This window comes from Klebsiella sp. HMSC16C06 (assembly GCF_001808325.1).
Lineage (GTDB): Bacteria > Pseudomonadota > Gammaproteobacteria > Enterobacterales > Enterobacteriaceae > Klebsiella > Klebsiella variicola.
The window spans coordinates 197,064-220,070 of the sequence record NZ_KV793021.1 but is presented as its reverse complement, the minus strand read 5'-3'; the positions used below and the strand labels follow the sequence as shown (position 1 = coordinate 220,070).

At 58.4% G+C, this 23,007-nt stretch carries 22 protein-coding genes and 1 tRNA gene; 13 read left to right on the top strand and 10 right to left on the bottom strand.

Annotated features, from left to right (window positions below; genetic code table 11):
- Window positions 1-2 precede the first annotated feature (2 nt).
- From recJ to lysS, 3 genes are all read left to right on the top strand, one after another.
- Complete coding sequence (gene recJ, locus HMPREF3142_RS23740) at window positions 3-1,736, top strand: single-stranded-DNA-specific exonuclease RecJ (RefSeq protein WP_008806424.1); 1,734 nt, start codon at window positions 3-5, stop codon at window positions 1,734-1,736.
- Window positions 1,737-1,821: 85 nt separating this feature from the next.
- A protein-coding gene (prfB, locus tag HMPREF3142_RS23735; RefSeq protein ID WP_095858446.1) for a peptide chain release factor 2 occupies window positions 1,822-2,920 on the top strand; the annotation gives its coding sequence in 2 pieces (ribosomal slippage) (window positions 1,822-1,896 and window positions 1,898-2,920; 1,098 coding nt in all).
- A gap of 9 nt (window positions 2,921-2,929) precedes the next feature.
- Window positions 2,930-4,447, top strand: a complete 1,518-nt coding sequence (gene lysS / locus HMPREF3142_RS23730; protein ID WP_008806422.1) for a lysine--tRNA ligase — start codon at window positions 2,930-2,932, stop codon at window positions 4,445-4,447.
- 230 nt (window positions 4,448-4,677) lie between these two features.
- Here lysS and idi read toward each other — a convergent pair whose 3' ends face one another.
- Window positions 4,678-5,232, bottom strand: a complete 555-nt coding sequence (idi, locus tag HMPREF3142_RS23725) for an isopentenyl-diphosphate Delta-isomerase (protein ID WP_012540596.1) — start codon at window positions 5,230-5,232, stop codon at window positions 4,678-4,680.
- Window positions 5,233-5,545: 313 nt separating this feature from the next.
- Here idi and actS point away from each other — a divergent pair, with 313 nt between their 5' ends.
- Both actS and HMPREF3142_RS23715 read left to right on the top strand, forming a co-directional pair.
- Entirely contained in the window at window positions 5,546-6,259 is a 714-nt protein-coding gene (gene actS, locus HMPREF3142_RS23720) for an amidase activator ActS (protein ID WP_016161813.1), read from the top strand.
- Window positions 6,260-6,339: 80 nt separating this feature from the next.
- Window positions 6,340-6,413 (top strand) — tRNA-Gly (locus HMPREF3142_RS23715).
- 167 nt (window positions 6,414-6,580) lie between these two features.
- Here HMPREF3142_RS23715 and HMPREF3142_RS23710 read toward each other — a convergent pair.
- A complete protein-coding gene (locus HMPREF3142_RS23710) occupies window positions 6,581-7,969 on the bottom strand; it encodes an MFS transporter (RefSeq protein ID WP_060619870.1) in 1,389 nt (462 codons plus the stop codon).
- 129 nt (window positions 7,970-8,098) lie between these two features.
- Between HMPREF3142_RS23710 and HMPREF3142_RS23705 the strand changes: the two genes are divergently transcribed.
- Window positions 8,099-9,028, top strand: a complete 930-nt coding sequence (locus HMPREF3142_RS23705; RefSeq protein WP_008806405.1) for a LysR family transcriptional regulator — start codon at window positions 8,099-8,101, stop codon at window positions 9,026-9,028.
- A 360-nt stretch (window positions 9,029-9,388) separates the two neighbouring features.
- On the opposite strand, the gene HMPREF3142_RS23700 is transcribed toward HMPREF3142_RS23705, so the two are convergent.
- Genes HMPREF3142_RS23700 through HMPREF3142_RS23685 form a run of 4 tightly spaced genes read right to left on the bottom strand, consistent with a single transcriptional unit; the run spans window position 9,389 to window position 12,139 of the window.
- On the bottom strand, window positions 9,389-10,192 hold the full coding sequence (locus tag HMPREF3142_RS23700; RefSeq protein WP_070612784.1) for a carboxymuconolactone decarboxylase family protein: 804 nt from the start codon (window positions 10,190-10,192) through the stop codon (window positions 9,389-9,391).
- Window positions 10,193-10,224: 32 nt separating this feature from the next.
- Complete coding sequence (locus tag HMPREF3142_RS23695; protein WP_023340708.1) at window positions 10,225-11,244, bottom strand: aldo/keto reductase; 1,020 nt, start codon at window positions 11,242-11,244, stop codon at window positions 10,225-10,227.
- 20 nt (window positions 11,245-11,264) lie between these two features.
- Window positions 11,265-11,828 (bottom strand): NAD(P)H-dependent oxidoreductase, encoded by a 564-nt coding sequence (locus HMPREF3142_RS23690; RefSeq protein WP_032731227.1) that lies wholly within the window; start codon window positions 11,826-11,828, stop codon window positions 11,265-11,267.
- A gap of 2 nt (window positions 11,829-11,830) precedes the next feature.
- Window positions 11,831-12,139 carry a superoxide dismutase gene (locus tag HMPREF3142_RS23685; protein ID WP_070612783.1) on the bottom strand — a complete coding sequence of 103 codons (309 nt, stop codon included), beginning with the start codon at window positions 12,137-12,139 and terminating at the stop codon, window positions 11,831-11,833.
- Between the two features lie 138 nt (window positions 12,140-12,277).
- Between HMPREF3142_RS23685 and HMPREF3142_RS23680 the strand changes: the two genes are divergently transcribed.
- Window positions 12,278-13,177: a LysR family transcriptional regulator gene (locus tag HMPREF3142_RS23680; RefSeq protein WP_012540606.1), complete on the top strand. Its 900-nt coding sequence runs from the start codon at window positions 12,278-12,280 to the stop codon at window positions 13,175-13,177.
- 170 nt (window positions 13,178-13,347) lie between these two features.
- Window positions 13,348-13,623, top strand: a complete 276-nt coding sequence (locus tag HMPREF3142_RS23675) for a hypothetical protein (protein ID WP_008806400.1) — start codon at window positions 13,348-13,350, stop codon at window positions 13,621-13,623.
- Between the two features lie 3 nt (window positions 13,624-13,626).
- Here HMPREF3142_RS23675 and HMPREF3142_RS23670 read toward each other — a convergent pair whose 3' ends face one another.
- Together HMPREF3142_RS23670 and HMPREF3142_RS23665 are read right to left on the bottom strand one after the other, a co-directional pair.
- Window positions 13,627-14,199: a DUF1349 domain-containing protein gene (locus HMPREF3142_RS23670; protein ID WP_012540607.1), complete on the bottom strand. Its 573-nt coding sequence runs from the start codon at window positions 14,197-14,199 to the stop codon at window positions 13,627-13,629.
- Between the two features lie 18 nt (window positions 14,200-14,217).
- On the bottom strand, window positions 14,218-14,511 hold the full coding sequence (locus HMPREF3142_RS23665) for a YciI family protein (RefSeq protein WP_042947389.1): 294 nt from the start codon (window positions 14,509-14,511) through the stop codon (window positions 14,218-14,220).
- Between the two features lie 219 nt (window positions 14,512-14,730).
- On the opposite strand from HMPREF3142_RS23665, the gene HMPREF3142_RS23660 reads away from it, so the two are divergent.
- The 5 genes from HMPREF3142_RS23660 (at window position 14,731) to HMPREF3142_RS23640 (ending at window position 19,350) form a co-directional block, all read left to right on the top strand.
- A complete protein-coding gene (locus HMPREF3142_RS23660) occupies window positions 14,731-15,060 on the top strand; it encodes a metalloregulator ArsR/SmtB family transcription factor (RefSeq protein WP_008806397.1) in 330 nt (109 codons plus the stop codon).
- A 52-nt stretch (window positions 15,061-15,112) separates the two neighbouring features.
- Entirely contained in the window at window positions 15,113-16,405 is a 1,293-nt protein-coding gene (locus HMPREF3142_RS23655) for an arsenic transporter (RefSeq protein WP_070612781.1), read from the top strand.
- Window positions 16,406-16,414: 9 nt separating this feature from the next.
- Window positions 16,415-16,837: a glutaredoxin-dependent arsenate reductase gene (gene arsC / locus HMPREF3142_RS23650; protein ID WP_008806395.1), complete on the top strand. Its 423-nt coding sequence runs from the start codon at window positions 16,415-16,417 to the stop codon at window positions 16,835-16,837.
- 476 nt (window positions 16,838-17,313) lie between these two features.
- The gene (locus HMPREF3142_RS23645; RefSeq protein WP_008806394.1) at window positions 17,314-18,867 is read left to right on the top strand and encodes a peptide MFS transporter; all 1,554 of its coding nucleotides are present in this window, start codon (window positions 17,314-17,316) and stop codon (window positions 18,865-18,867) included.
- A gap of 183 nt (window positions 18,868-19,050) precedes the next feature.
- Complete coding sequence (locus HMPREF3142_RS23640; RefSeq protein ID WP_008806393.1) at window positions 19,051-19,350, top strand: DUF1889 family protein; 300 nt, start codon at window positions 19,051-19,053, stop codon at window positions 19,348-19,350.
- 263 nt (window positions 19,351-19,613) lie between these two features.
- Here the strand turns inward: HMPREF3142_RS23640 and HMPREF3142_RS23635 are convergent, their stop codons facing one another.
- Together HMPREF3142_RS23635 and mdtO are read right to left on the bottom strand one after the other, a co-directional pair.
- Window positions 19,614-21,062, bottom strand: coding sequence for an MdtP family multidrug efflux transporter outer membrane subunit (locus tag HMPREF3142_RS23635; RefSeq protein ID WP_070612779.1), 1,449 nt, complete (start codon window positions 21,060-21,062; stop codon window positions 19,614-19,616).
- Window positions 21,059-22,996, bottom strand: a complete 1,938-nt coding sequence (gene mdtO / locus HMPREF3142_RS23630) for a multidrug efflux transporter permease subunit MdtO (RefSeq protein WP_022064930.1) — start codon at window positions 22,994-22,996, stop codon at window positions 21,059-21,061. Before mdtO ends, HMPREF3142_RS23635 begins: the two co-directional genes overlap by 4 nt.
- Window positions 22,997-23,007: the final 11 nt, after the last annotated feature.

Below are 23,007 nucleotides of genomic sequence, written 5' to 3'. Positions count from 1 at the left end.
GCGTGAAACAACAGATACAACTACGCCGCCGTGAGGCGGTTGACGGCGTCGATCTCCCTGCCGACCTGCCGCCGCTGCTGCAGCGGCTGTATGCCAGCCGCGGCGTGCGCAGCGCGCAGGAGCTGGAGCGCAGCGTCAAAGGCATGCTGCCGTGGACGCAGCTCACCGGCGTTGAAAAAGCGGTTGAAATGCTGCATGAGGCTTTCGAGAAAGGGTTACATATTGTGGTGGTCGGCGATTTTGATGCCGACGGCGCCACCAGTACCGCCCTTAGCGTGCTGGCGCTACGCGCGCTGGGCTACGGTAACGTCTCCTATCTTGTGCCCAACCGTTTTGAAGACGGCTACGGTTTAAGCCCGGAAGTGGTCGATCAGGCGCACGCCCGCGGCGCGCAGATGATCATGACCGTTGATAACGGCATTTCGTCACATGCCGGTGTCGATCACGCCCATGCGTTGGGCATTCCGGTGCTGGTGACCGATCACCACCTGCCGGGCGAGACGCTACCGGCGGCCGAGGCCATCGTTAACCCTAACCTGCGCGATTGTGACTTCCCGTCGAAATCACTGGCCGGGGTGGGGGTGGCGTTTTATCTGATGCTGGCGCTGCGTACTTTCCTGCGCGATAAAGGCTGGTTCGACGCCCGCGGCATAGCCGCGCCGAACCTGGCTGAGCTGCTGGATCTGGTGGCGCTGGGCACCGTCGCGGACGTCGTGCCGCTGGATGCCAACAACCGCATCCTGACCTGGCAGGGGTTAAGCCGCATTCGCGCCGGCAAATGTCGGCCAGGCATTAAAGCGCTGCTGGAAATTGCCAACCGCGACCCGCAAAAACTGGCGGCCAGCGACCTCGGTTTCGCCCTTGGGCCGCGCCTCAATGCGGCGGGGCGGCTGGATGATATGTCCGTCGGCGTGGCGCTGCTGCTGTGCGATAACATCGGCGAAGCGCGCGTGTTAGCCAATGAGCTTGATGCGCTCAACCAGACGCGTAAAGAGATTGAACAGGGGATGCAGGCCGAAGCGTTGACCCTGTGTCAGCAACTGGAACGCAGCAGCGACACCCTGCCTGGCGGGCTGGCGATGTACCATCCGCAGTGGCATCAGGGGGTGGTCGGCATTCTGGCATCACGCATTAAGGAGCGCTTCCATCGCCCGGTTATCGCTTTTGCGCCGACCGGCGACGGCACGCTGAAAGGTTCCGGCCGCTCTATTCAGGGGCTGCACATGCGCGATGCGCTGGAGCGCCTGGATACGCTCTATCCGGGACTGATCCTGAAGTTCGGCGGCCATGCGATGGCGGCGGGTTTATCGCTGGAAGAGGCGCGCTTTGAGGAGTTTCAACAGCGCTTCGGCGAACTGGTGACTGAGTGGCTGGATCCCGCATTATTGCAGGGCGAGGTGGTCTCCGACGGCCCGCTGGCGGCGACGGAGATGAGCATGGAAGTGGCGCAGATGCTGCGCGATGCCGGACCATGGGGGCAGATGTTCCCGGAACCGTTGTTTGATGGCCGTTTTCGCCTGCTGCAGCAGCGGCTGGTAGGCGAGCGTCACCTGAAAGTGATGGTCGAACCGGTTGGCGGCGGCCCGCTGCTGGACGGTATTGCTTTCAACGTTGATACTTCCATTTGGCCGGACAACGGCGTGCGCGAAGTGCAGTTAGCCTACAAGCTCGACATCAACGAGTTCCGCGGCAACCGCAGCCTGCAGCTGATCATCGATCACCTCTGGCCAAATTGACAACAGTGTATGAATAAGGGCGCGAATCCGGTAGAATTCCGCTCTTATCACCGCATTTTGACAAATCCATTAAAAGAAACCGACCATGTTTGAAATAAATCCGGTAAAAAACCGCATTCAGGACCTCACGGAGCGCTCCGACGTTCTTAGGGGGTATCTTTGACTACGATGCCAAGAAAGAGCGTCTCGAAGAAGTAAACGCCGAGCTGGAACAGCCGGACGTCTGGAACGAACCTGAACGCGCTCAGGCGCTGGGTAAAGAGCGTTCTTCCCTGGAAGCCATCGTAGATACTCTGGATCAGATGTCCCAGGGGCTGGAAGACGTTGCCGGCCTGCTGGATCTGGCCGTGGAAGCGGACGACGAAGAGACCTTCAACGAAGCCGTCGCCGAGCTGGATACGCTGGAAGAGAAGCTGGCGCAGCTTGAGTTCCGCCGCATGTTCTCCGGCGAATACGACAGCGCCGATTGCTACCTCGATATTCAGGCCGGTTCCGGCGGCACCGAAGCCCAGGACTGGGCCAGCATGCTGATGCGCATGTACCTGCGCTGGGCGGAAGCGCGCGGCTTTAAGACCGAAATCATCGAAGAATCCGAAGGTGAAGTCGCGGGGATTAAATCCGTGACCATCAAGATCATTGGCGATTACGCCTACGGCTGGCTGCGTACCGAAACCGGCGTTCACCGCCTGGTGCGTAAGAGCCCGTTCGATTCCGGCGGCCGCCGTCATACCTCCTTCAGCTCCGCGTTTGTTTACCCGGAAGTCGAAGACGATATCGATATCGAAATTAACCCGGCCGATCTGCGCATCGACGTTTATCGCGCATCCGGCGCCGGTGGACAGCACGTTAACCGTACGGAATCCGCGGTGCGTATTACCCACATCCCGACCGGGTTGGTGACGCAGTGCCAGAACGACCGTTCGCAGCACAAGAACAAAGACCAGGCCATGAAGCAGATGAAAGCGAAGCTTTATGAGCTGGAAATGCAGAAGAAAAATGCCGAGAAGCAGGCGATGGAAGACAACAAGTCCGACATCGGCTGGGGCAGCCAGATCCGCTCTTACGTGCTGGACGACTCGCGTATTAAAGATCTGCGTACCGGGGTGGAAACCCGCAATACTCAGGCGGTGCTCGACGGCAGCCTGGACCAATTTATCGAAGCAAGTTTGAAAGCAGGGTTATGAGGAACCAACATGTCTGAACAACAAGCACAGGGCGCTGACGCGGCAATTGACCTTAATAATGAACTGAAAACCCGCCGTGAGAAGCTGGCTGCGCTGCGTGAGCAGGGCGTCGCTTTCCCGAACGATTTCCGTCGTGACCATACCTCTGACCAACTGCACGCTGACTTCGATGCGAAAGAAAACGAAGAGCTGGAAGCGCTGAACGTTGAAGTGGCCGTTGCTGGCCGCATGATGACCCGTCGTATCATGGGTAAAGCGTCTTTCGTTACCCTGCAGGACGTTGGCGGCCGCATTCAGCTGTACGTCGCGCGTGATGACCTGGCGGAAGGCGTTTATAACGACCAGTTCAAAAAATGGGATCTCGGCGACATCATCGCCGCCCGCGGTAAGCTGTTCAAGACTAAAACCGGCGAGCTGTCCATCCACTGCACCGAGCTGCGTCTGCTGACCAAAGCCCTGCGTCCGCTGCCGGACAAATTCCACGGCCTGCAGGATCAGGAAGCGCGCTATCGTCAGCGTTACCTCGATCTGATCTCCAACGATGAATCCCGCAACACTTTCAAAGTGCGTTCGCAGATCCTGGCGGGTATTCGTCAGTTCATGGTTGGCCGCGGCTTTATGGAAGTGGAAACCCCGATGATGCAGGTGATCCCGGGCGGCGCTTCCGCGCGTCCGTTCATCACCCATCACAATGCGCTGGATCTGGACATGTACCTGCGTATCGCGCCGGAACTGTACCTCAAGCGTCTGGTGGTTGGCGGCTTCGAACGCGTCTTCGAGATCAACCGTAACTTCCGTAACGAAGGGATCTCCGTTCGTCATAACCCAGAGTTCACCATGATGGAACTCTATATGGCATACGCGGATTACAAAGATCTGATCGAGCTGACCGAATCCCTGTTCCGCACCCTGGCGCAGGACATCCTCGGCAACACTGAAGTGCCTTACGGCGACCAGGTGTTCGACTTCGGCAAGCCGTTTGAAAAACTGACCATGCGCGAAGCGATCAAGAAATACCGTCCGGAAACCGAGATGGCGGATCTGGATAACTTCGATTCCGCGAAAGCGATCGCTGAGTCCATCGGCATTAAAGTTGAGAAGAGCTGGGGTCTGGGCCGTATCGTGACCGAGATCTTCGAAGAAGTGGCGGAAGCGCATCTGATTCAGCCGACCTTCATCACCGAATACCCGGCGGAAGTTTCTCCGCTGGCGCGCCGTAACGACGTGAATCCGGAAATCACCGACCGTTTCGAGTTCTTTATCGGCGGCCGTGAAATCGGTAACGGCTTTAGCGAGCTGAACGACGCTGAAGATCAGGCGCAGCGCTTCCAGGATCAGGTTGATGCGAAAGCCGCCGGCGACGACGAAGCGATGTTCTACGACGAAGACTACGTCACCGCGCTGGAACACGGCCTGCCGCCGACCGCTGGTCTGGGTATCGGTATCGACCGTATGGTCATGCTGTTCACTAACAGCCACACCATCCGCGACGTGATCCTGTTCCCGGCGATGCGTCCGCAGAAATAATCGCCCTTCGCGAAATACAAAAAACCCGGCTTGCCGGGTTTTTTTATGTCTGATATGAGGGCCGAAGCCTGACGTAGCCCGGCGCAGCGCAAGCCGGGGGATCCCGGATAGCGGCGTAAATGCCTTATCCGGGCTACGCAATGGCGCAGAACCGTAGGCCTGTGCAAGCGTAGCGCCGCCAGGCATTAATGACAGGCACAGAGCTGCGCCTGGCCTGGAGAATAGTCAGCTTACCCGCGCAGACGCGCAACGAAATCGATCAGCGCCTGGCGGGCGTCCTGGTTTTCCGCTTCCAGTACCATCCACGGGCTAAACGCCCACGGCGTGGCGGCCAGCGCGCTTAACATCGTTTCCAGGTCAACCCACTGATAATCCATGACTTCATCGTCGTTAGGCTGCACTTGGCTGACCACGCGTGCGGCATACACCGGGCACACTTCGTTCTCAACAATGCCGTTGGGGGCGACCGCCCGGTAGCGGAAGGCCGGGTGAATCGGCGCGATATCGGCGATCTCCACGCCGAGCTCGAAGCGGCAGCGGCGCGTGACGGCCTGCTCGAAGGTCTCGCCCTGCTGGGGGTGTCCGCAGACCGAGTTAGTCCACACCCCGGGCCAGGCTTTTTTGCCCAGCGAACGACGGGTGACCAGAAACTGACCCTGCTGATTAAACAACCAGCAGGAAAACGCGAGATGTAAAGGGGTATCAAGCGTGTGGGCGGCATACTTCTCCAGCATACCGGCAGGTTGATCCTGCTCATCCAGTAAAATGACGTGTTCCCCGGCCATGACGACTCCTGAAAATAAAAAATGACCCGGCACAAACCCGCCGGGTCATGTACTCAGGCCACTAGGGTAGCCCATAAATGGGAGAAAGGCATTACCAAAACAAGCCCTGGAGGCTGGTCTGCGAGCGGCAGCCTGGGACTGCGGGGCGTGCCCTCCACGACGTGCGGTATGAACGTGAATCTTTCCGTCGCTGGCCGAACGTGATGCCAGAGGGTCATCTGTTAGCCTTCAGGGATGACGCCCTGCGCCGCGGGCTGGTATGATATTCGCCCTGATTGCGAGGTAAGTGGTTGTGTTAAGTGCAGGATGCCTGATGATGAAACGCTTTTATATGACACTGATGCTGGCGACAAGCCTGGTGCTGGCCGGTTGCTCCAGCACCTCCGACTCCGGTGCCACCTATACCGTCAAACGTGGCGATACCCTGTACGGCATCTCGCGCACCACCGGCACCAGCGTTCGCGATCTGGCTCGTCTGAATAACATCTCGCCGCCTTACACCATTGAGGTGGGGCAGAAGCTGAAGCTCAACGGCAGCGGCGCGTCAAAGACGACGAAGAAAAAATCTTCCTCTACGCGCACTGCGGCGGTCACCCCTTCATCTGCGGTACCTCAATCCTCCTGGCCGCCGGTGGGACAGCGCTGCTGGCGCTGGCCGACCAGTGGCAAAGTGGTCCTGCCTTATTCCACCGCCGATGGCGGCAATAAGGGCATTGATATTGCCGGGACCCGCGGGCAGCCGGTGTATGCCGCCGGGGCGGGCAAGGTGGTGTATGTCGGCAACCAGCTGCGCGGCTATGGCAACCTGATCATGATTAAGCACAGCGAGGATTACATCACCGCCTACGCCCACAACGATAAGCTGATGGTGAATAATGGCCAGAGCGTGAAGGCCGGCCAGCAAATTGCCACCATGGGCAGTACGGATGCCGACTCTGTGCGCCTGCATTTCCAGATCCGCTATCGGGCCACGGCCATCGATCCGCTGCGCTATCTGCCGCCGCAGGGCAGTAAACCTAAGTGCTAAAAGGTTATTTTATCGCCAGTCAGCATCTGGCAGGCTTGTCACAAGGTGCGTAAGGGCTATAATGCTTCTCGCACCTCTTCGCGGGCGTAGTTCAATGGTAGAACGAGAGCTTCCCAAGCTCTATACGAGGGTTCGATTCCCTTCGCCCGCTCCAAACTCCAGTCTCCTGACGTCTTCTAAACTCACTTCTCCCTTGATAAATCAGCGGTTATAGCTTTCTGTCAGTCTATTGAACTCCGACGGAGGACTCCACTTTGGTTGCGGGATCAGCGTTTTGCGCTGCTGGCGCTGGAGTAGTCGCGTTTAGTGATATTTTCGCATTTATCCTGTTTCCGCAGGATGAGTAATTTTACGCAACCGGCTCGCGCTGACGATGACCGATACCGCAGAGGCCGCGGCAGCGCTCCACAGCGCAACATGAATTGACCTTTCATCTGCTGCCAGCAGAACGGCTACGGCGGCGGCTCCCAGGCACTGCCCGAAAGTGCGCATAATGGATAAAACACCGGACGCATAACTCGCGTGCTCACGAATAACGTTTGAGAGCATTTCCCGGTTATTGGGACTCTGAAAGCAGCCAAACCCTATTCCGCACACCAGACTTCGCAGGCATATATCCCACATTGAAGGGCCGGCGGGTAACGTCGCCAGCAGGATCAAACCGACGACAAAAATCACCAGTCCCAGGGTGGATATCGCCGGGGCTGATATCGTGTCCGCCCAACGGCCTGCATGCGGCGCAATCAGCACGATCCCTAACGGCCACGGCGTAAACAGCAGGGCAGACACTACCGGACTGTAGCCGTATTCGCTCTGAAACAGGAAGGGCAGCGCAATAAAGGTGATCCCCTGGCTGACAAAAGCAACCATCGACGTGAAGGCCGCGAGGGTAAAACGTTCATTTTTAAACATGGTCGGCGGCAGTAAGGGATGATCCGTGCGGCGGATTTGCCAGATAAAAGCCATGCCGCTCAGCGCAGCGAGAGCCATCCAGCAAAGGCTGCCGAATTGATTAGTAGCGTCCTGTAGGCTGTTCGCCGCCATGATCGTCGAACCCAACAGCAGCGCCGACAATATGGCGCCCACGGTGTCGAAGGGCGCCTGCATAGGGATCGCATCCCGCGGCAGCGCTCTGACCGCCAGCAGTAAGGCGAGGGTGCCGGGAAGAACGTTTATCGCAAACAGCCATTGCCAGCTAAGGGTGTGAAGGATCGTACCGCCCAATACCGGGCCGATAGCGGAGCTGGAGGCAATGAGCAGGGCATGGAACCCCAGAATGCGGCCAAGTAATCGTCCGGGAAATACGGACCTGAGTATTGCGGGGGCAATACTCAGCGTCGCCGCGCCGCCGATCCCCTGAAGCACGCGCATACCGATAAGCACTTCGGGCTTATTCGCCAGCGCGCAACCCAGTGATGTCAGGGTAAAGGTCGTCAGGCCCGCCAGAAATACGGGGCGATAACCCAGACGGGCCGCAAGCGCCGCGAATATCGCCAGCGTCATCGCAGCCGCCAGCAGATACCCGTTGGCGAACCAGACGGCAATACTGGCAGGTACCTGCATCTCCTGAGCCATTGAGGGCAGGGCAATGTTGATCATGGTGCCATCAAACACGCCCATTAAGGTGGTGGTCATTATTGCGGCCATCACCCGTGCGCGCGCCGGGCCAGGCAGTCCTTCGTCGCCGGGTTGGCTGGAAAAGAGCGTCATCATTTGTCCTCTGAGAAGAGTGTATGGATGACAAAACTATAAAGATGGCATTTACTGGGCGGAAGGCGCACTACTTTCACTTTATTATTGCATCAAACGCCTTATCTTAATGTACTGGGAGGAAGGATAATGTCTGATCCCGATTTTAATTTGCTGGTAGCACTCGACATATTGCTGAGTGAAGCGAGTGTCGCAGGTGCGGCACGTCGTCTGAACCTCAGCACCTCGGCCATGAGCCGGACATTAAGCAGGTTACGCGATGTCACAGGAGACCCGATCCTGGTGCGCGCCGGGCGTAACATGGTACTGACCCCGTGGGCCGAAGCGACCCGGGATCGCGCCAGGCGTGCAGTGCACGAGGCCAGGGCAGTATTGCAGCCCTCAACGGAAACGTTCTGCGCGAGAAGTCTGGCGCGTCTTTTTACCATCAGGGCAAACGATGGTTTTGTGGTGGCGTTTGGGCCTGCGCTCATAGCAGCGGTTGCCGACGCCGCGCCGGATGTCTGTATACGCTTCGCGCCCAAGCCGGAAAAAACGTCGCGCTATCTTCGGGAAGGGCTGGTTGATCTGGAGATTGGCGTTCAGAGTAATATGGGGCCAGAAATACGGCTGCAACGACTGTTTGAGGATCGGTTTGTTGGCGTCGTGCGTAAAGGGCACCCGCTGGCTAAGCAGGCAGAAATAGGCGTGGGTGATTATGTCGCCTGGGGCCATGTGGTAGCGTCACCCGATGGCGCGTTGCACGGATCCGTCGACGATGCGCTGGCCGAACTGGGGACAAAACGTAAAATTGCGAGCGTCGTACCGGGATTTCCGACAGCCCTGTCCGTGGCGCTGGAATCGGATCTTATCGCCATGATACCCGCACTCTATTTACTCAATCAGCAGGTAACGGACCAGGTACATGTTTTCGAGCTGCCGTTCAAAAGCCGTCGTATTACGGTATCGCAGATGTGGCACCCAAGAATGGAACGCGACCCCGGTCACCGCTGGCTGAGAGAGCAAATTCTTGCGATATGCGGTGTGGGGAGGTCAGTCATGACTAAGGAGCCTGTATAGCGATTGCTATAACATCAATTTATATTAAATGAATAGTTCAAATTACTGATATTTAAGATAAAAAATCAAACGAAGTAGCGGTGTAGTAACTAAATTGAGATACCCATCTCTGACCAAATAGACATGTCCGCGCTACCGTCTCGCTACAGCGATCGCTGCTTTCAAAGGATGAGACTCATGACGGCATACGGAACGGAAATTTTCTCAATGAGCGATGTGAACAGACTCACTATCGAAGTCTCCATACTTCGATAGACCGTTTATGTTCTTTCCGCGAGACCTAATCGAAAGCCCTCCTGGTACCTTTAAATTAACAGTTAACGATAAATAAAGGACAGCTTCCCTGTCCTTTATTCTTTTTTATTCAGTTTTGCTTTCGCGCGATCGCAATACCTCGCCGACCACCGGGGCGGCGGTAAACGCGTTTGGCCATCCCGCGTAGAACGCCGCCTGGGCGACTATTTCTCCGGCCTCTTCAGCCGAAAGCCCATTATCCATGGCTCTGTTCAGGTGGTAGCCAATCTGCGCGCTCTGTCCGGCGGCGATTAACGCGCTGACCGTCACCAGACTTCTGTCGCGGGGCGTAAGCGCGGGCCGTTGCCAGAGGTCGAGAAACAGCGGGTCGGCGGTAAATTTAACCAGGCCAGGCGAAATGGGGCCGACATTTTTTTCCACGGTCTCTGCACGCTGTTTCTCTACCTGTTCATTGAGTGGCAGCAGCGTTGGCGAGGCGGCGGGCAAGGCCTCTGCCGTGATGCCGCGGGCTGCAAAGATCGCTTTGGTCACGCTGACGGCTGACATTGCATTGGGCCAACCTGAGTAGAACGCCAGATGGGTAATGATCTCTGATACTTCCGCTGGCGTCACGCCGCTATCGAGAGCGACTTCAATATAGTGCTTCAGCTCGCCTGGCTGGTTGCGGGCAATCAGCATGGCTACGGTCACGATGCTGCGGTCGCGGGTGGACAGGGCGTCACGTTGCCAGAGGTCGTTGCTGATGGCCTCGCGGCCGAAGCGCGCCAGCGCCGGGGAGACCGCTTGAATATCAGCGTCCTCAAGGGTTGAAGGGGTAATTTTCATCATAGCTTCATCTCTTTTTTCGTTGGCATAAGCAAAATCAGACAGCACAAGCGACAAGGCTGCCGCGGCAATCACGTTTTTCATGTTTTATTCTCCCTGCTGAACAGGACAGAGGGTTACCGCGTCCACACCTGAGGATGGTCTTTGGCTTGCGGCGTGTTTTGCGCCATCACGCCTGTGAGAACGTGCGGCTGGTAGGCCTCTTCCAGATAGCGGATCTCCTCAGAACTGAGCCGCAGGTTCACGGCGCTGACCGCACCGTCAACATGGTGCTTTTGCGTGGCGCCGACCACCGGGGCGGTGACTTTAGTCAGCAGCCAGGCCAGCGAGATTTCGGTCATGGAGACCTGATGCCGTTCGGCAAGTTCGGCGACGCGGGCAATAATGATCCGGTCCTGTTCTGCCGTGCCGTCGTATTTGCCCCGGGCATAATCATCTTCCACCGCTCGCCGCGTGTGGCCTTCTAAACGCGAGAGACGGCCGCTGGCCAGCGCGCTATAGGGGGTCATGGCGATATTATCTTCTGCGCACAGCCCGAAGAGTTCTCGTTCGTCTTCACGCATAATCAGGTTGTAATGGCTTTGCATGGAGACAAAGGGCGTCAGCCCTTCGCGTTCGGCAAGGGCGTTCGCCTTCGCCAACTGCCAGGCATAGCAATTGGAAATGCCAATCGCGCGCACCTTGCCGGCGGTCACGGCGGTGTGCAGCGCCTCCAGCACGTCGATAACCGGGGTGTTGTGATCCCAGATGTGGTAGATGTAGAGGTCGATGTAGTCCATCCCGAGGTTTCGCAGGCTCTGGTCGAGCGAGCGGGCTATCGCCTCTTTTCCGCTGATCCCCTCGGCTATCTGGGCAGCGGTTCGTGGCAGAAACTTGGTGGCCAGCACCACCTCCTCGCGTTTTGCCATCTCCCGCAGCGCCCGGCCAACGTACCGCTCACTGGAGCCGTTCTGATAGGCGATAGCGGTATCGTAAAAATTGATGCCCTTTTCGAGGCCGTAGCGAATGATGTCCCGGCTGGCTGTTTCGTCCAGCGTCCAGCGATGCTGACCCGTCAACGGATCGCCAAACCCCATACATCCCATGCAGATGCGGGAGACCAGTAAGTCACTTTTACCGAGCCGGGTATACTGCATCGTTATTTTCTCCCTTTGGGTTATTCCACCAGAGTTTTCAGCTGCGCGATCAGTCTGGCCGCGTGCTCCCGGGCACGCGCTTTTTGCTGGGCGATTTTGTCGGCATCCCGGTCGGCGTAGCTGATGCCGCAGGTATAAACCGGCGCCAGCAGCTCAAGATTGCACAGCCTGGCCGTGGTCTCGAAAGGAAGGAGGTACTCTTCAATGGCGTGGCCAAAGAAACCGTCAGTGGTGTAGAGCGCTTGCGGCGCCCCGGTGGTGAAAGAGAGAAGCAGTTTTTTACCGCCCAGTTTCGCCGTTGAGCCGTGAGCAAAGCCATGAACAAAAACCTCGTCCAGCCACTGTTTCATTAACCCGGGCAGCCCATACCAGGAAAAAGGAAACTGCCAGACAATCACATCGGCCCTGAGCAGGCTTTCCTGCTCTGCGCTGATGTTGATGTTGCCGTGCGGATAGAGCCTGTCCAGACGGCGGATTTCCGCGTCGGGCAGGGCGGTCGCTACTTCGTCGAGGATGGTGGCGTTGGCGATGGAATGGTTGAGGTCCGGATGTCCGGAAACGATAAGGATATGAGGCGTTCCCATCGTTACTCCTGATGTTTAAATTCGGCTGAGAAGAGATTTTCCCAGCTAATAAACGAGCCGAGTGGAATACACTCGAAGGTTAATAAACCCGCTTTTGCCAGCGGAAATTCGGCCATGACGTTATTCGCCTCTTCCACGGTGTCGCATTCGAGGAAAATAGCGACGCCGGGTCGGTCCTGACGGAAATAGATGTCGCGGATAAAGCCAGACTTATACAGTCCCCAGGCATGCAGGGCTTCCGCGGTAAGGTGCGGCGCATAGTGTTCCAGCGTCGCGCCGGGCGCAGGGATATCCAGACATAAAGTTCGCATCGTTGTCTCCGGAAAGTCGTTATTAGCGGGAAGAGACAAAAGTATACGAGCCCCTGGTGGCGAAGATTAGGCGGTCATTGACTTAAGAATATTTAGCCTGTACTTAATAATCAGTCGAGGTTGGCTTAAGGAGATGCTATGAATAACGCGCTTTATAATCAGATACGCATTTTTCAGAGCATTGCGCGCGAAGGCACTATCTCGGCCGCCGCAAGGAAATTAGAAATCACGCCGCCCTCGGTCAGCAATGCCCTCAAGCTGCTGGAAGAGCACATCGGTCATCCGCTTTTTGTGCGCACTACCCGGCGAATCGAGCTGACGGAAACCGGGCAACAGCTGCTGGAGCAGACTGCGGCGGCGGTGGAGGTTCTGGAAACATCGCTGGAGAGCCTCCGCGACCAGAATCAGGAACCCTCCGGAGCAGTGAGAATAACCCTCTCGCGCTTTGCCTACCTGCTTATTTTGAAACCGGCGATGGCGGCATTTTGTCAGCAATATCCGGGGATCCAGCTGGAAATATCGGTCTATGACGGTACCGTCAATATTATTGAAGAACGATTCGACCTGGGGATCCGCTTTGGCGATATTCTCGAAGGCGGAGTGGTCGCCCGCCCGTTAATGAAGCCGTTTCGGGAAGGGTTATATGCCTCCTCAGCCTATCTGGCCGAATATGGCGTGCCTGCAGTGCCCGCCGATCTCAACCATCACCGGCTGATTGGCTATCGCTTTATTACCAACAACCGCATCCTGCCGCTGATCCTCAATGACCACGGCGAGCAACTGACCGTCGAGATGCCCGGACAGTTAATCAGCAATGATATTGACGTCATGGCCGACGGTATCCGCCATGGACTGGGGATTGGCCGCTTGTTTGAACCCATCTGGCGGCTACAGCCCGATCGTGAACAGTTTCTACCGGTGATGGAGGACTACTGGAAAACCTATCCGCCGGTTTATCTCTATTACCCGAAAAACGCGGGCAGAACGAAAAGGGTGAAAGCCCTGATTGATTTTCTGATAGCGCATACCGCGGAATAGAGGCTATTTTGCGTGCGAAATGTCTGAAGGCACCGGCCCTGTCTTTCTCTCAGCCTTAACCCTATACTCCCTGCGGATAACGCGTTTTTATCGCGGTGCATTTTGCCGTGCAACGGCTCATCCCATCGTCAACGCGATGGACGGGGAATATCAATAAGGGAGAGGCAGCAATGGGCAGACGCTTCATGGTCTGTATGTTCGCGCTGGTGGCGTTTTCGGCCAGTGCAGCGCAGGGCGTTCACGGTGGCCATAACGGGCAGTCGGTAATAGCTGGCGCCGACGGCGGCAACGGTTCGAACGGCGGCGATAGCGATAATTCCTCGGGTCGGGCAGGGTGCCCGGGCGGCACCGATCCCGATAAGCACGGCCATTTTTACCTGCCCGGCACCCGCGAACCCTGTAATCCCGGGCCCCAGGATGCAGAGAAAGTCGGGTCTTCCCGCTAGCGTTCAGCTCAGATCGTGCAGCGCTTTGTCTGATGGCGGGGAAAGCTGAATATCCTGAAACTCAACCGCCAGTCCCCCGCGCTCCGGTGAGCAGCACATGACGCCCGCTTTCACCGGGCCTGGCGGAAAGTAGCCGAGCCGCAGCAGCGGCCAGCGCTCGCCGTCGGTCGAATACTGCAGCCTTAACGCATCGCCCTTGCGGGTCAGCCGCAGCCAGAAGGTGCGCGGGTCGCCGGGAAAAAGCCCGGTGGCCCAGTCGGAGTGGGTTAGCGTCAGTACGCTGCCGATGGCCGGGGCATCGTCATTGAATTCAATCCCCGCCTTCAGCCAGGTCTGCTCGTCCGCCATCATCATTAGTCCAGCCTGGTCGTAAAGCGTGGTGAAATCGGCACATATTTTTGCCTGCAGGGTAAAATCACCTTCCACCTCAGTAGCATAAAGATGCCCAGAGAAACGCTCGAAGCCATACCAGGTATGGCGCCAGAAGTCGGTATGCTTATCGGTGACCACCGTCAGGCCGTCGGTATCGCGGCGCCACTCGGCAGGTTCATTGATCCAGTGAAAGGACGGCTGCATTTTTCCTCCGGGATACGCTTATAACAGCGACTGCAGTACGGGTGACGCCATGCTGGCCTCAAAGGGAATAATCTCGGTACGGGCGAGACCCAACTGCTGGAAGGGATCCTGACTCAGACGCGATTCCAGCATTTCCCGGCTGGCGCATTTCGCCAGAATCACCCCGCCGGTGCGGGGAAGGCGGCGGCCGGAGGCGAGAAAGAGGCCGTCAGCATAGCCTTTTTTGAGCCATTCGACGTGGGCGGGAATGGCGTCGTCCACCTCTTCGAGCGGTTTTATATACGTTAAAACAACCACATAAATCGTACTCATCCTGAAAACCCTGTCAATCCGATGGGATCGCCAGCCTGACACATTTCGATGAGGGATAAAAGAAAGCGCGGCATTTTTCCGTGCTATTGCGCAAGGGAGGGCGTGTAGCCACTCAACGGGGGCTTATCGCAGGCGTGAAATGACACATATGTTTTTACGAATGTATATTGATCTTTATTGGTGGTTCCGTATGCTGTCCGTCACGCTTGAGGAGAAATCATGTCTTTATTGCCCCTGCAACTGTTCAAAAACCTCGCCGATGAAACCCGGCTGGGGATCGTATTGCTGCTCAAGGCGCGTGGAGAGCTGTGTGTTTGCGATCTCTGTACGGCGCTCGCCCAGTCCCAGCCCAAGATCTCCCGCCATCTGGCGATGCTGCGGGAAAGCGGGCTGCTGCTGGATCGTAAACAGGGTAAATGGGTCCATTACCGCCTCTCTCCGCAGATGCCGGCCTGGGCGGCGCAGGTGATTGAGCAGGCCTGGCTCAGTCAGCAGGACGATGTGCGGATGATGGTTTGCAGACTGGCTGACGGGGCGGGTTGTCAGTAAAAATTTTATCTAAACATATCTGTTTTTTCGAATGTGATTGACGGGGGTAATCATGTTGCTGGCAGGCGCGATTTTTGTCCTGACCCTGGTGCTGGTGATCTGGCAGCCGCGGGGTTTAGGGATCGGCTGGAGCGCGGCCTTTGGCGCGGCGCTGGCGCTGGCCACCGGTGGAGTACAACTAGCCGATGTCCCGGTGGTGTGGCATATCGTCTGGAATGCGACCGCCACCTTTATCGCCGTTATCATTATCAGCCTGCTGCTTGATGAGTCTGGCTTTTTTGAATGGGCCGCGCTGCACGTTTCCCGCTGGGGAAGAGGGCGGGGTCGTCTGCTATTTACCTGGATTATCCTGCTCGGCGCCGCGGTGGCGGCGCTGTTTGCCAACGACGGCGCGGCGCTGATCCTCACCCCCATCGTGATTGCCATGCTGCGAGCGCTGGGATTCAGCAAGGGAACGATGCTGGCCTTTGTCATGGCCGCCGGATTTATTGCCGATACCGCCAGCCTGCCGCTGGTGGTGTCGAATCTGGTGAATATCGTTTCGGCAGATTTCTTTGCCATCGGCTTCAGGGAGTACGCTTCGGTGATGGTGCCGGTCGATCTCGCGGCGATCCTCACCACCCTGGCGATGCTGCACCTGTTCTTTCGCCGGGATATCCCGCCGGCCTGGGATATGGCGTTACTGAAAGCGCCGGTCACGGCGATAAAAGATCCGGCGACGTTCCGCACCGGCTGGGGCGTGCTGCTGCTGTTGCTGGTCGGCTTTTTCGTTCTTGACCCGCTGGGGATCCCGGTCAGCGCCATCGCGGCGCCGGGAGCGGGGATCCTGTTTGCTGTCGCGAAGCGCGGGCGGGTGATTAACACCGGCAAGGTGCTGCGCGGCGCCCCGTGGCAGATCGTGATCTTCTCGCTGGGAATGTATCTGGTGGTGTATGGCCTGCGAAACGCCGGGTTAACGGATTATCTGACCACGGTGCTGAACATGCTGGCGGAGCGCGGGCTCTGGGCCGCGACGCTGGGCACCGGTATCCTGTCGGCCTTCCTCTCTTCAATAATGAATAATATGCCCAGCGTACTGGTCGGCGCCCTGTCGATTGATGGCAGCGCGGCAACAGGGACGATCAAAGAGGCCATGATTTATGCCAACGTCATCGGCTGCGATCTGGGGCCCAAGATCACGCCAATTGGTAGCCTGGCCACGCTGCTCTGGCTGCATGTGCTGGCGCAGAAGCACATCACCATCGGTTGGGGGTATTATTTCCGCTGCGGCATTACCATGACCCTGCCGGTGCTGCTTGTGACGCTGGCCGCGCTGGCGCTGCGTCTCTCCTTCAACCAGCCATGAGAACGTACTATGAGCATCACCATTTACCATAACCCTGACTGCGGCACTTCGCGTAATACCCTGGCGCTGATCCGCAACAGCGGCGCTGAGCCCACCATTATCTATTATCTGGAGACGCCGCCATCGCGCGATGAGCTGCGCCAGCTGATCGCCGCGATGGCGATCCCGGTACGTGCCCTGCTACGGAAAAACGTTGAACCCTACGACGCGCTGGGGCTGGCGGAAGACCGGTTTACTGACGATCAGTTAATCGATTTTATGCTTCAGCATCCGATCCTGATTAACCGTCCGATCGTGACAACGCCGCGGGGCACCCGACTCTGCCGCCCGTCAGAGGTGGTGCTGGAGATCCTGACGGCGTCGCAAAAAGGCGCGTTCGTGAAGGAAGACGGTGAGCCAGTCATTGATGCCGCAGGGCAGCGTGTGAAATAACTCGCGAAAGGCGCCGGCTTTGACTCCCGGCTGCCTCACTTCCCCTCCCGTCATCCTCCGCGACAAACACTGTGGGCCAGGATAGTCCCTGATAGAGAAATATTGCCACTTAGCGTGGTTTCTACATCATTCCACCTGTTTTCCTTACTTTTTCTGTCGTTATCCTGGCAGCCGAACTGAGCCGCTATAGATCCTCGCCTTAGCGTTAACTTTCTGTTTTTTAATAAAAATAATCGGATTTTCTGCACTAATATAAAGTCAATGCTGTTTATCTTTTTATGAACGTTAAATCTGTAAAACTAGATGTTTGTCGACTTTTCATCTAAAAAGGGAAGGTAAGGGGCTGGACAAAACCATTGTGTGGTTATCAAATGGTTAAAAATGCTCGCGTTTGATGTTAATGCAAACAAATTATAAATCGTCAGCCCGCTTTATACGGTTAACTTGCGCTGCGGCGCACCTTACCTGGAGAATTTATGCATTCCTCTGTTAATAAAAACGAAAGCCGTACCTTTTTCGGCCATCCTTATCCGCTGGGCTCCCTGTTCTTCACCGAAATGTGGGAGCGCTTCTCGTTTTACGGCATCCGTCCCTTACTGATCCTGTTTATGGCGGCGACGGTGTACGACGGCGGGATGGGACTGGCGCGGGAGAACGCCTCGGCGATCGTCGGGATTTTTGCTGGCAGTATGTATCTGGCCGCGCTGCCGGGCGGCTGGCTGGCGGATAACTGGCTTGGCCAGCAGCGGGCCGTCTGGTACGGCTCTATCCTGATCGCCCTGGGGCACCTGTCGATCGCCCTGTCGGCATGGCTGGGCAACGACCTGTTCTTTATCGGTCTGATGTTTATCGTCCTGGGTTCCGGGTTGTTTAAAACCTGTATCTCAGTGATGGTCGGCACCCTGTATAAAAAAGGCGACGCGCGCCGCGACGGCGGTTTTTCGCTGTTCTACATGGGGATCAACATCGGCTCGTTTATCGCGCCCTTGATCTCCGGTTGGCTGATTAAATCCCATGGCTGGCACTGGGGCTTCGGCATCGGGGGGATCGGGATGCTGGTGGCGCTGGTCATTTTCCGCGTCTTTGCCGTGCCGTCGATGAAGCGCTATGACGCGGAGGTCGGCCTCGATTCCACCTGGAACAGCCCGGTGGCGAAAAAGAATGGCGTCGGAGCGTGGCTGCTGGCGCTGGCCCTGGGGGTGGCGGTGCTGGTCACGCTGATTAGCCTGGGCACGATCGTGATTAACCCGGTGGCGGTGGCCAGCGTGCTGGTCTATGTGATTGCCGCCTCCGTGGCGCTCTATTTCATCTGGCTGTTCGTCTTCGCGGGGCTGAACCGTAAAGAGCGGGCGCGCCTGCTGGTGTGCTTTATTTTGCTGGTCTCGGCGGCCTTTTTCTGGTCCGCGTTTGAACAGAAACCGACCTCCTTTAACCTGTTTGCTAACGACTACACCAACCGGATGATCGGCGACTTTGAGATCCCCGCGGTCTGGTTCCAGTCGATTAACGCCTTGTTTATCATTCTGCTCGCGCCGGTATTCAGCTGGGCGTGGCCTGCGCTGGCGCGCAAAAACGTGCGTCCGGGCAGTATGACCAAATTCGTGATTGGCATCCTGTGCGCAGCGGCGGGCTTTGGCCTGATGATGCTGGCGGCGCAGAACGTCCTGAGCAACGGCGGGGCCGGTGTGTCGCCGCTGTGGCTGGTGGGCAGCATCCTGATGCTGACGCTTGGTGAGCTGTGCCTGAGTCCGATTGGTCTGGCGACCATGACTCTGCTGGCGCCGGAGAGAATGCGCGGCCAGATGATGGGCCTGTGGTTCTGCGCCAGCGCGCTGGGTAACCTGGCGGCGGGCCTGATTGGCGGTCACGTGAAGGCCGATCAGCTGTCGCTGCTGCCGGACCTCTTCGCCCGCTGCTCCATCGCATTGCTGATCTGTGCCGCCGTGCTGGCCGTGCTGATTGTCCCGGTCCGCCGGATGCTGGAGAACAGTCGGTCCAGCGCCGGGCAAACATCCGTCAGCAACGCCTGACGCGATCCTCAGGCCGGCCCTACGGGGCCGGCTTATTTTTGTACGAAACCCGCCTCAGCAGAACAAAATCCCTTTTTCACAATGCGCGATGTCCCATAACGTGAGCGTGTTCTTTGAAATCACGTCACTTTCCGGTCCATAGTGTAGTCAGGTTTACTATGTGGTTAATATAAGGACACACCTATGCCAGCAGTCATTGATAAAGCATTGGATTTCATCGGTGGTATGAATACGTCTGAGCCAGTACCACAGTCTATGGATGAAAGTACCGCGAAGGGAATTCTCAAATATTTGAAAGAGCTGGGCGTGCCCGCTACCCCGGCCGACGTCGCTGAACGCGGGCAGCAGCAGGGCTGGAGCGCCGGGTTTACCGACAAAGTGGCGGATTGGGCTGAACGGATCGCCGCCGGCGAGCGGATGGTCATCAAGCATCCGGAATTCTTTTCCACCTATATGCAGGAGGAGCTGCGCGCCCTGGTGTAATCGCCGCGCATCCACCCCGCCTCTTCTGTTAAATGCCTTCCCCATCCGGGAAGGCATTCTTGCTGATGACAAACCTGTTTGGTTATTGTGCCCGCCTTTCTGCCGGGTGGCGGCTTCGCCTTACCCTGCCTACAAAATACAGCAACATCAAAAATTTATGCAGTTAGTTGCAGGCTCGCGCAAGCGCAGCGCCGCCGGGCAATCTCTGAAGATTGCACTTTGTCTGCAGTCTGAATGCCTTCCCCTCGGGGAAGGCATTTTTGTTACTGCCCGCGATAGCCGCCGCCCAGGGCTTTGATCAGGGTAATGTCGGTGCTTAGCCGCTGGGCCTCAATGTCCAGCAGCAACAGCTGCTGGGCGAGGACCGCCCGGCGAGCTTCTTCGGCGGCGTAGCGGCTGAGCAGGCCGCGCTGATAATGGGCGCGAGCGCTGTCGGTAGTGGTCTGCGCCGCGGTGACCTTTAGCTGCTGCAGCGCGCGCTGTTGGTTCAGATCGTTAAGCTGGCTGGAGCTGATGGCGACATCGCGCACCGCGTCCAGCACCGCCTGGTTGTACTGTTTGATCAGGATGTTGCTGGCGGTGCGCACCGACTGCAGATTAGCGTTCAGACGACCGCCGTCGAAGATTGGCAGATACAGCCCGGGCAGCAGGTTGATCTGCTGGAAAGAGGACTTAAACAGATCCCCGACGCTCAGGGCGTTATATCCCCAGAACGCTTTGATATCAAAATGAGGATAGAAGGCCGCTTTCGCCGCATCGACCTGGCTCAGGGAGGCAGTCACGTAGCCGCGCAGCGCCTGCAGGTCCGGGCGGCGGGCCAGCAGCTCGAAAGAGAGCGATGGCGGCAGCGTCTCCTGGAGCGCCGGCAGCGCCACCGGATGGATCGCCGGCATGCTCTGCGCATCGGCGCCGATCAGCGCCCGCAGGGTTTCACGATACTGGGTCAGCATCCCCTCGGCGTTGATAATCTGCTGGCGAGCGGCGAGCTGCTCAGCCCGGGCATTGGCCACATCCACACTGTCTTCCACGCCGCGTTGGGTCCGGTGCTCATGGGCCGCTACCGAGAATTGGGCAATACCCTCCAGCTCCTGCAGCAGCGCGATTTTCTGGAACGTCGCCTGCATGGCGAAATAGAGCTGCGCCACGCTGCTGGCGATGTCGAGTTCAATGCCGGCGGTTTCCGCCAGCCGGGCATTTTTCTCGCCAATGGCGGCGGCGACCCGGGCGCGATCGGCTCCCCAGAGATCGATATTCAGCTGCGCCCCGACGCCAACGGTATTCAGAGTATACCAGGGACCGTTCTTATCCATCGGCAGGGAGTACGAGTAGGGCCAGCTAAAGGATTTGTCGGTGATCCGCAGGCGGTTTTGCGCCGCGACGGCGGTGGCCTGCAGGCCCATCGCCGAGCGGGCGAGCTCCACCGTGGACTGCGACTGGGAGATACGCAGTCGGGCGGCCTGCATGGTCGGCGAGTTCTGCAGCGCCCGGTTGATCAACATGTTGAGCTGAGGATCATCATAGGCCTCCCACCAGCGGGCTGCCGGCCAGTCGCTGTTCGCCAGGTGGATCACCTGCGCCAGCTGGGCCTGCTGCGGATTGACGATGGCGACTTGGGAAGGCTCATCCTGGATCAGCGCGCAGCCGCTGAGCAGCGTCAGCGTCAGGGTAAAGAGAGTGACCCGCAATCGCGCGGGGAAAGGAAGCATCATCATGACGTTTTAGCCTGTTGCTCAGTCGCTATCGGTGTCGGGCCCCAGTCGGGCAGGGCGGCCAGCGCGGTAGCCAGCGCCGGGCCAAAGGGGTTGCGGAGATCGGCGGCCAGCGTCCCGTCAGGCGCTGCCGCCTCCTGTTCGATACGTTCGGCGTAGCGCCGCAGCTGTTCAGCGCAGCGAGCCAGCGTCGGGTCTCCCGGCGCGGCATTGAGCCGGTAGCCTTCGCTGAGGCGGGCGATCTCCTCGGCCTGGGCGAGGGTGGCGCGCATCGGCCAGCCTTTCGCCTGGGGCCAGGGATGGGCCCAGGTGCCCAGCGGTTCAGCGCGAACCCGATGGAGCAGCGCTTCGCTGTCGGTGAAGGCGACAAACAGAGGGGCCAGCGGCACCGCCTCCTTCGGGGCGGCGAGACAGTCCGCCAGCCGGCGATAAAGCGCCGCAAGACGGGATTTCAGCTGTGGCGCTTCGCTGTCCGGCCAGAGATACAAATGGACAATGGAGGAGACCAGCACCCCGAGCAGGATGCCGAGCACCCGATCCCGCAGTTCGGTGAGGTTCGTCAGCGGGCCAAACCAGCTGAGGAAGGCCAGCGCAAAGGTGAAACCAATCTGGATCCCGGCGTAGGCGATACGCTCCGAGCCGGCGGCAATCCACGCCGCCAGCGCCAGCACCGGCAGAGACATCGCCAGCAGGCCCGACAGCGAATCGGTCCAGGGCTGAACAAAGACGATTAACAGCAGCGCCAGCAGGGTGGCGAGCAGCGCCCCGCCGATACGCAGCCATGTCTTTTGCATCGTGGCGCCCAGCCCGGGCTGGGCGACAATGACGCAGCTCAGCATAATGGTGTGCAGCCCTTGCCAGTCGGCAGCGGTATAGAAGACATAGCAGATTAGCGTCGCCAGCAGGGTCTTGAGCGCAAAATGGAGATAAGCCGGGTTGCGCCAGGCGTCCGGCGCCAGCAGGGGCGCCTTCTCCACCTCACCCTGCGGCAGGGCGACGGGCTCACCCTGCGCCAGCTGCTGCAGGAGGGTAGCCATCTCCTGCAGAACCGCGTGATTAATGCCACGACCGCTGAGCGCCAGGGGAGGAATGGCGCCGTCAAACTGTTCCTCGCTGAGGGCACTCTTCAGCTTCAGTACCGCCTGCGACAGCTGCTGGCGATCTTCGCTATCTGCCTCGTCTGCTTGCAGCAGCGCCGCCAGCTGATAGCAGCGCAGGGTGGCGGCCAGCCGCGAGCGCCAGGCCTGCGGTTCGGCGGCTATCTCCGGCGTGGCCCGGCTGGCCTGGGCGAACAGCGACTGCAGCTGGTTGAACTGCGCGGCGGTCTCGCCGAAGGTCGGTGGCGCTTCATCGCCAGGAGCCGTCAGCCGCCGGGCGACCTCGTGCAGCATCCCCGCCAGGCGCGCCTTAAACTGGTTGCCGGGAAAGGCCTGCTGAAAACAGGCGTTGACCAGCAAAGTGACGAGGATCGCGGTGTTAATCGCCACCCACAGCCAGAGCAGCAGCCGCACCAGGATCTCGCTCTGACTGGTCATTGACGGGAAGGTCTGAGCGTAAATCACCGCCAGCGCCACCACGAAAAAAGCCAGTCCCAGCTTACCCAGCACCCGCATCAGGTAGATGGCGCAGAAAAAGAGCGCCACGGAGGCCGCCAGGCGGATCAGCGGGTAGTCATAGGTCCACTTGATGATCAGCAGCACGCCGCCGAGCGCCACGGTGACGGTAACAAAAAAGACCACGCTGACCAGCTTGATCATCAACACGTTAGGCTGACTGACGTAGAACACGACGATCAGCGCAACGGCCAGGAAGGGGATCTGCAGGGTCATAAACAGGGTGATGAGCACCGCGCAGCTCAGCGTCAGGCGCAGCGTGTAGCTGGCGCGTCCCGGCGCGTCGCGCAGCTCCTGGCGTAAAAAATGGGCGAGAGGAAACATCGCGTCCCCCG

Bases quoted from the DNA above. Each gene is read 5' to 3' on its own strand.
- lysS (WP_008806422.1), top strand. From the start codon at position 2,930: ATGTCTGAACAACAAGCACAGGGCGCTGACGCGGCAATTGACCTTAAT.
- idi (WP_012540596.1), bottom strand. From the start codon at position 5,232: ATGGCCGGGGAACACGTCATTTTACTGGATGAGCAGGATCAACCTGCC.
- HMPREF3142_RS23665 (WP_042947389.1), bottom strand. From the start codon at position 14,511: ATGAGTACGATTTATGTGGTTGTTTTAACGTATATAAAACCGCTCGAA.
- HMPREF3142_RS23655 (WP_070612781.1), top strand. From the start codon at position 15,113: ATGTTGCTGGCAGGCGCGATTTTTGTCCTGACCCTGGTGCTGGTGATC.
- HMPREF3142_RS23705 (WP_008806405.1), top strand. From the start codon at position 8,099: ATGTCTGATCCCGATTTTAATTTGCTGGTAGCACTCGACATATTGCTG.
- HMPREF3142_RS23680 (WP_012540606.1), top strand. From the start codon at position 12,278: ATGAATAACGCGCTTTATAATCAGATACGCATTTTTCAGAGCATTGCG.
- HMPREF3142_RS23675 (WP_008806400.1), top strand. From the start codon at position 13,348: ATGGGCAGACGCTTCATGGTCTGTATGTTCGCGCTGGTGGCGTTTTCG.
- HMPREF3142_RS23660 (WP_008806397.1), top strand. From the start codon at position 14,731: ATGTCTTTATTGCCCCTGCAACTGTTCAAAAACCTCGCCGATGAAACC.
- HMPREF3142_RS23635 (WP_070612779.1), bottom strand. From the start codon at position 21,062: ATGATGATGCTTCCTTTCCCCGCGCGATTGCGGGTCACTCTCTTTACC.
- actS (WP_016161813.1), top strand. From the start codon at position 5,546: ATGATGAAACGCTTTTATATGACACTGATGCTGGCGACAAGCCTGGTG.
- HMPREF3142_RS23710 (WP_060619870.1), bottom strand. From the start codon at position 7,969: ATGACGCTCTTTTCCAGCCAACCCGGCGACGAAGGACTGCCTGGCCCG.
- HMPREF3142_RS23640 (WP_008806393.1), top strand. From the start codon at position 19,051: ATGCCAGCAGTCATTGATAAAGCATTGGATTTCATCGGTGGTATGAAT.
- HMPREF3142_RS23645 (WP_008806394.1), top strand. From the start codon at position 17,314: ATGCATTCCTCTGTTAATAAAAACGAAAGCCGTACCTTTTTCGGCCAT.
- HMPREF3142_RS23690 (WP_032731227.1), bottom strand. From the start codon at position 11,828: ATGGGAACGCCTCATATCCTTATCGTTTCCGGACATCCGGACCTCAAC.
- HMPREF3142_RS23670 (WP_012540607.1), bottom strand. From the start codon at position 14,199: ATGCAGCCGTCCTTTCACTGGATCAATGAACCTGCCGAGTGGCGCCGC.
- HMPREF3142_RS23695 (WP_023340708.1), bottom strand. From the start codon at position 11,244: ATGCAGTATACCCGGCTCGGTAAAAGTGACTTACTGGTCTCCCGCATC.
- arsC (WP_008806395.1), top strand. From the start codon at position 16,415: ATGAGCATCACCATTTACCATAACCCTGACTGCGGCACTTCGCGTAAT.
- HMPREF3142_RS23700 (WP_070612784.1), bottom strand. From the start codon at position 10,192: ATGAAAAACGTGATTGCCGCGGCAGCCTTGTCGCTTGTGCTGTCTGAT.
- mdtO (WP_022064930.1), bottom strand. From the start codon at position 22,996: ATGTTTCCTCTCGCCCATTTTTTACGCCAGGAGCTGCGCGACGCGCCG.
- HMPREF3142_RS23685 (WP_070612783.1), bottom strand. From the start codon at position 12,139: ATGCGAACTTTATGTCTGGATATCCCTGCGCCCGGCGCGACGCTGGAA.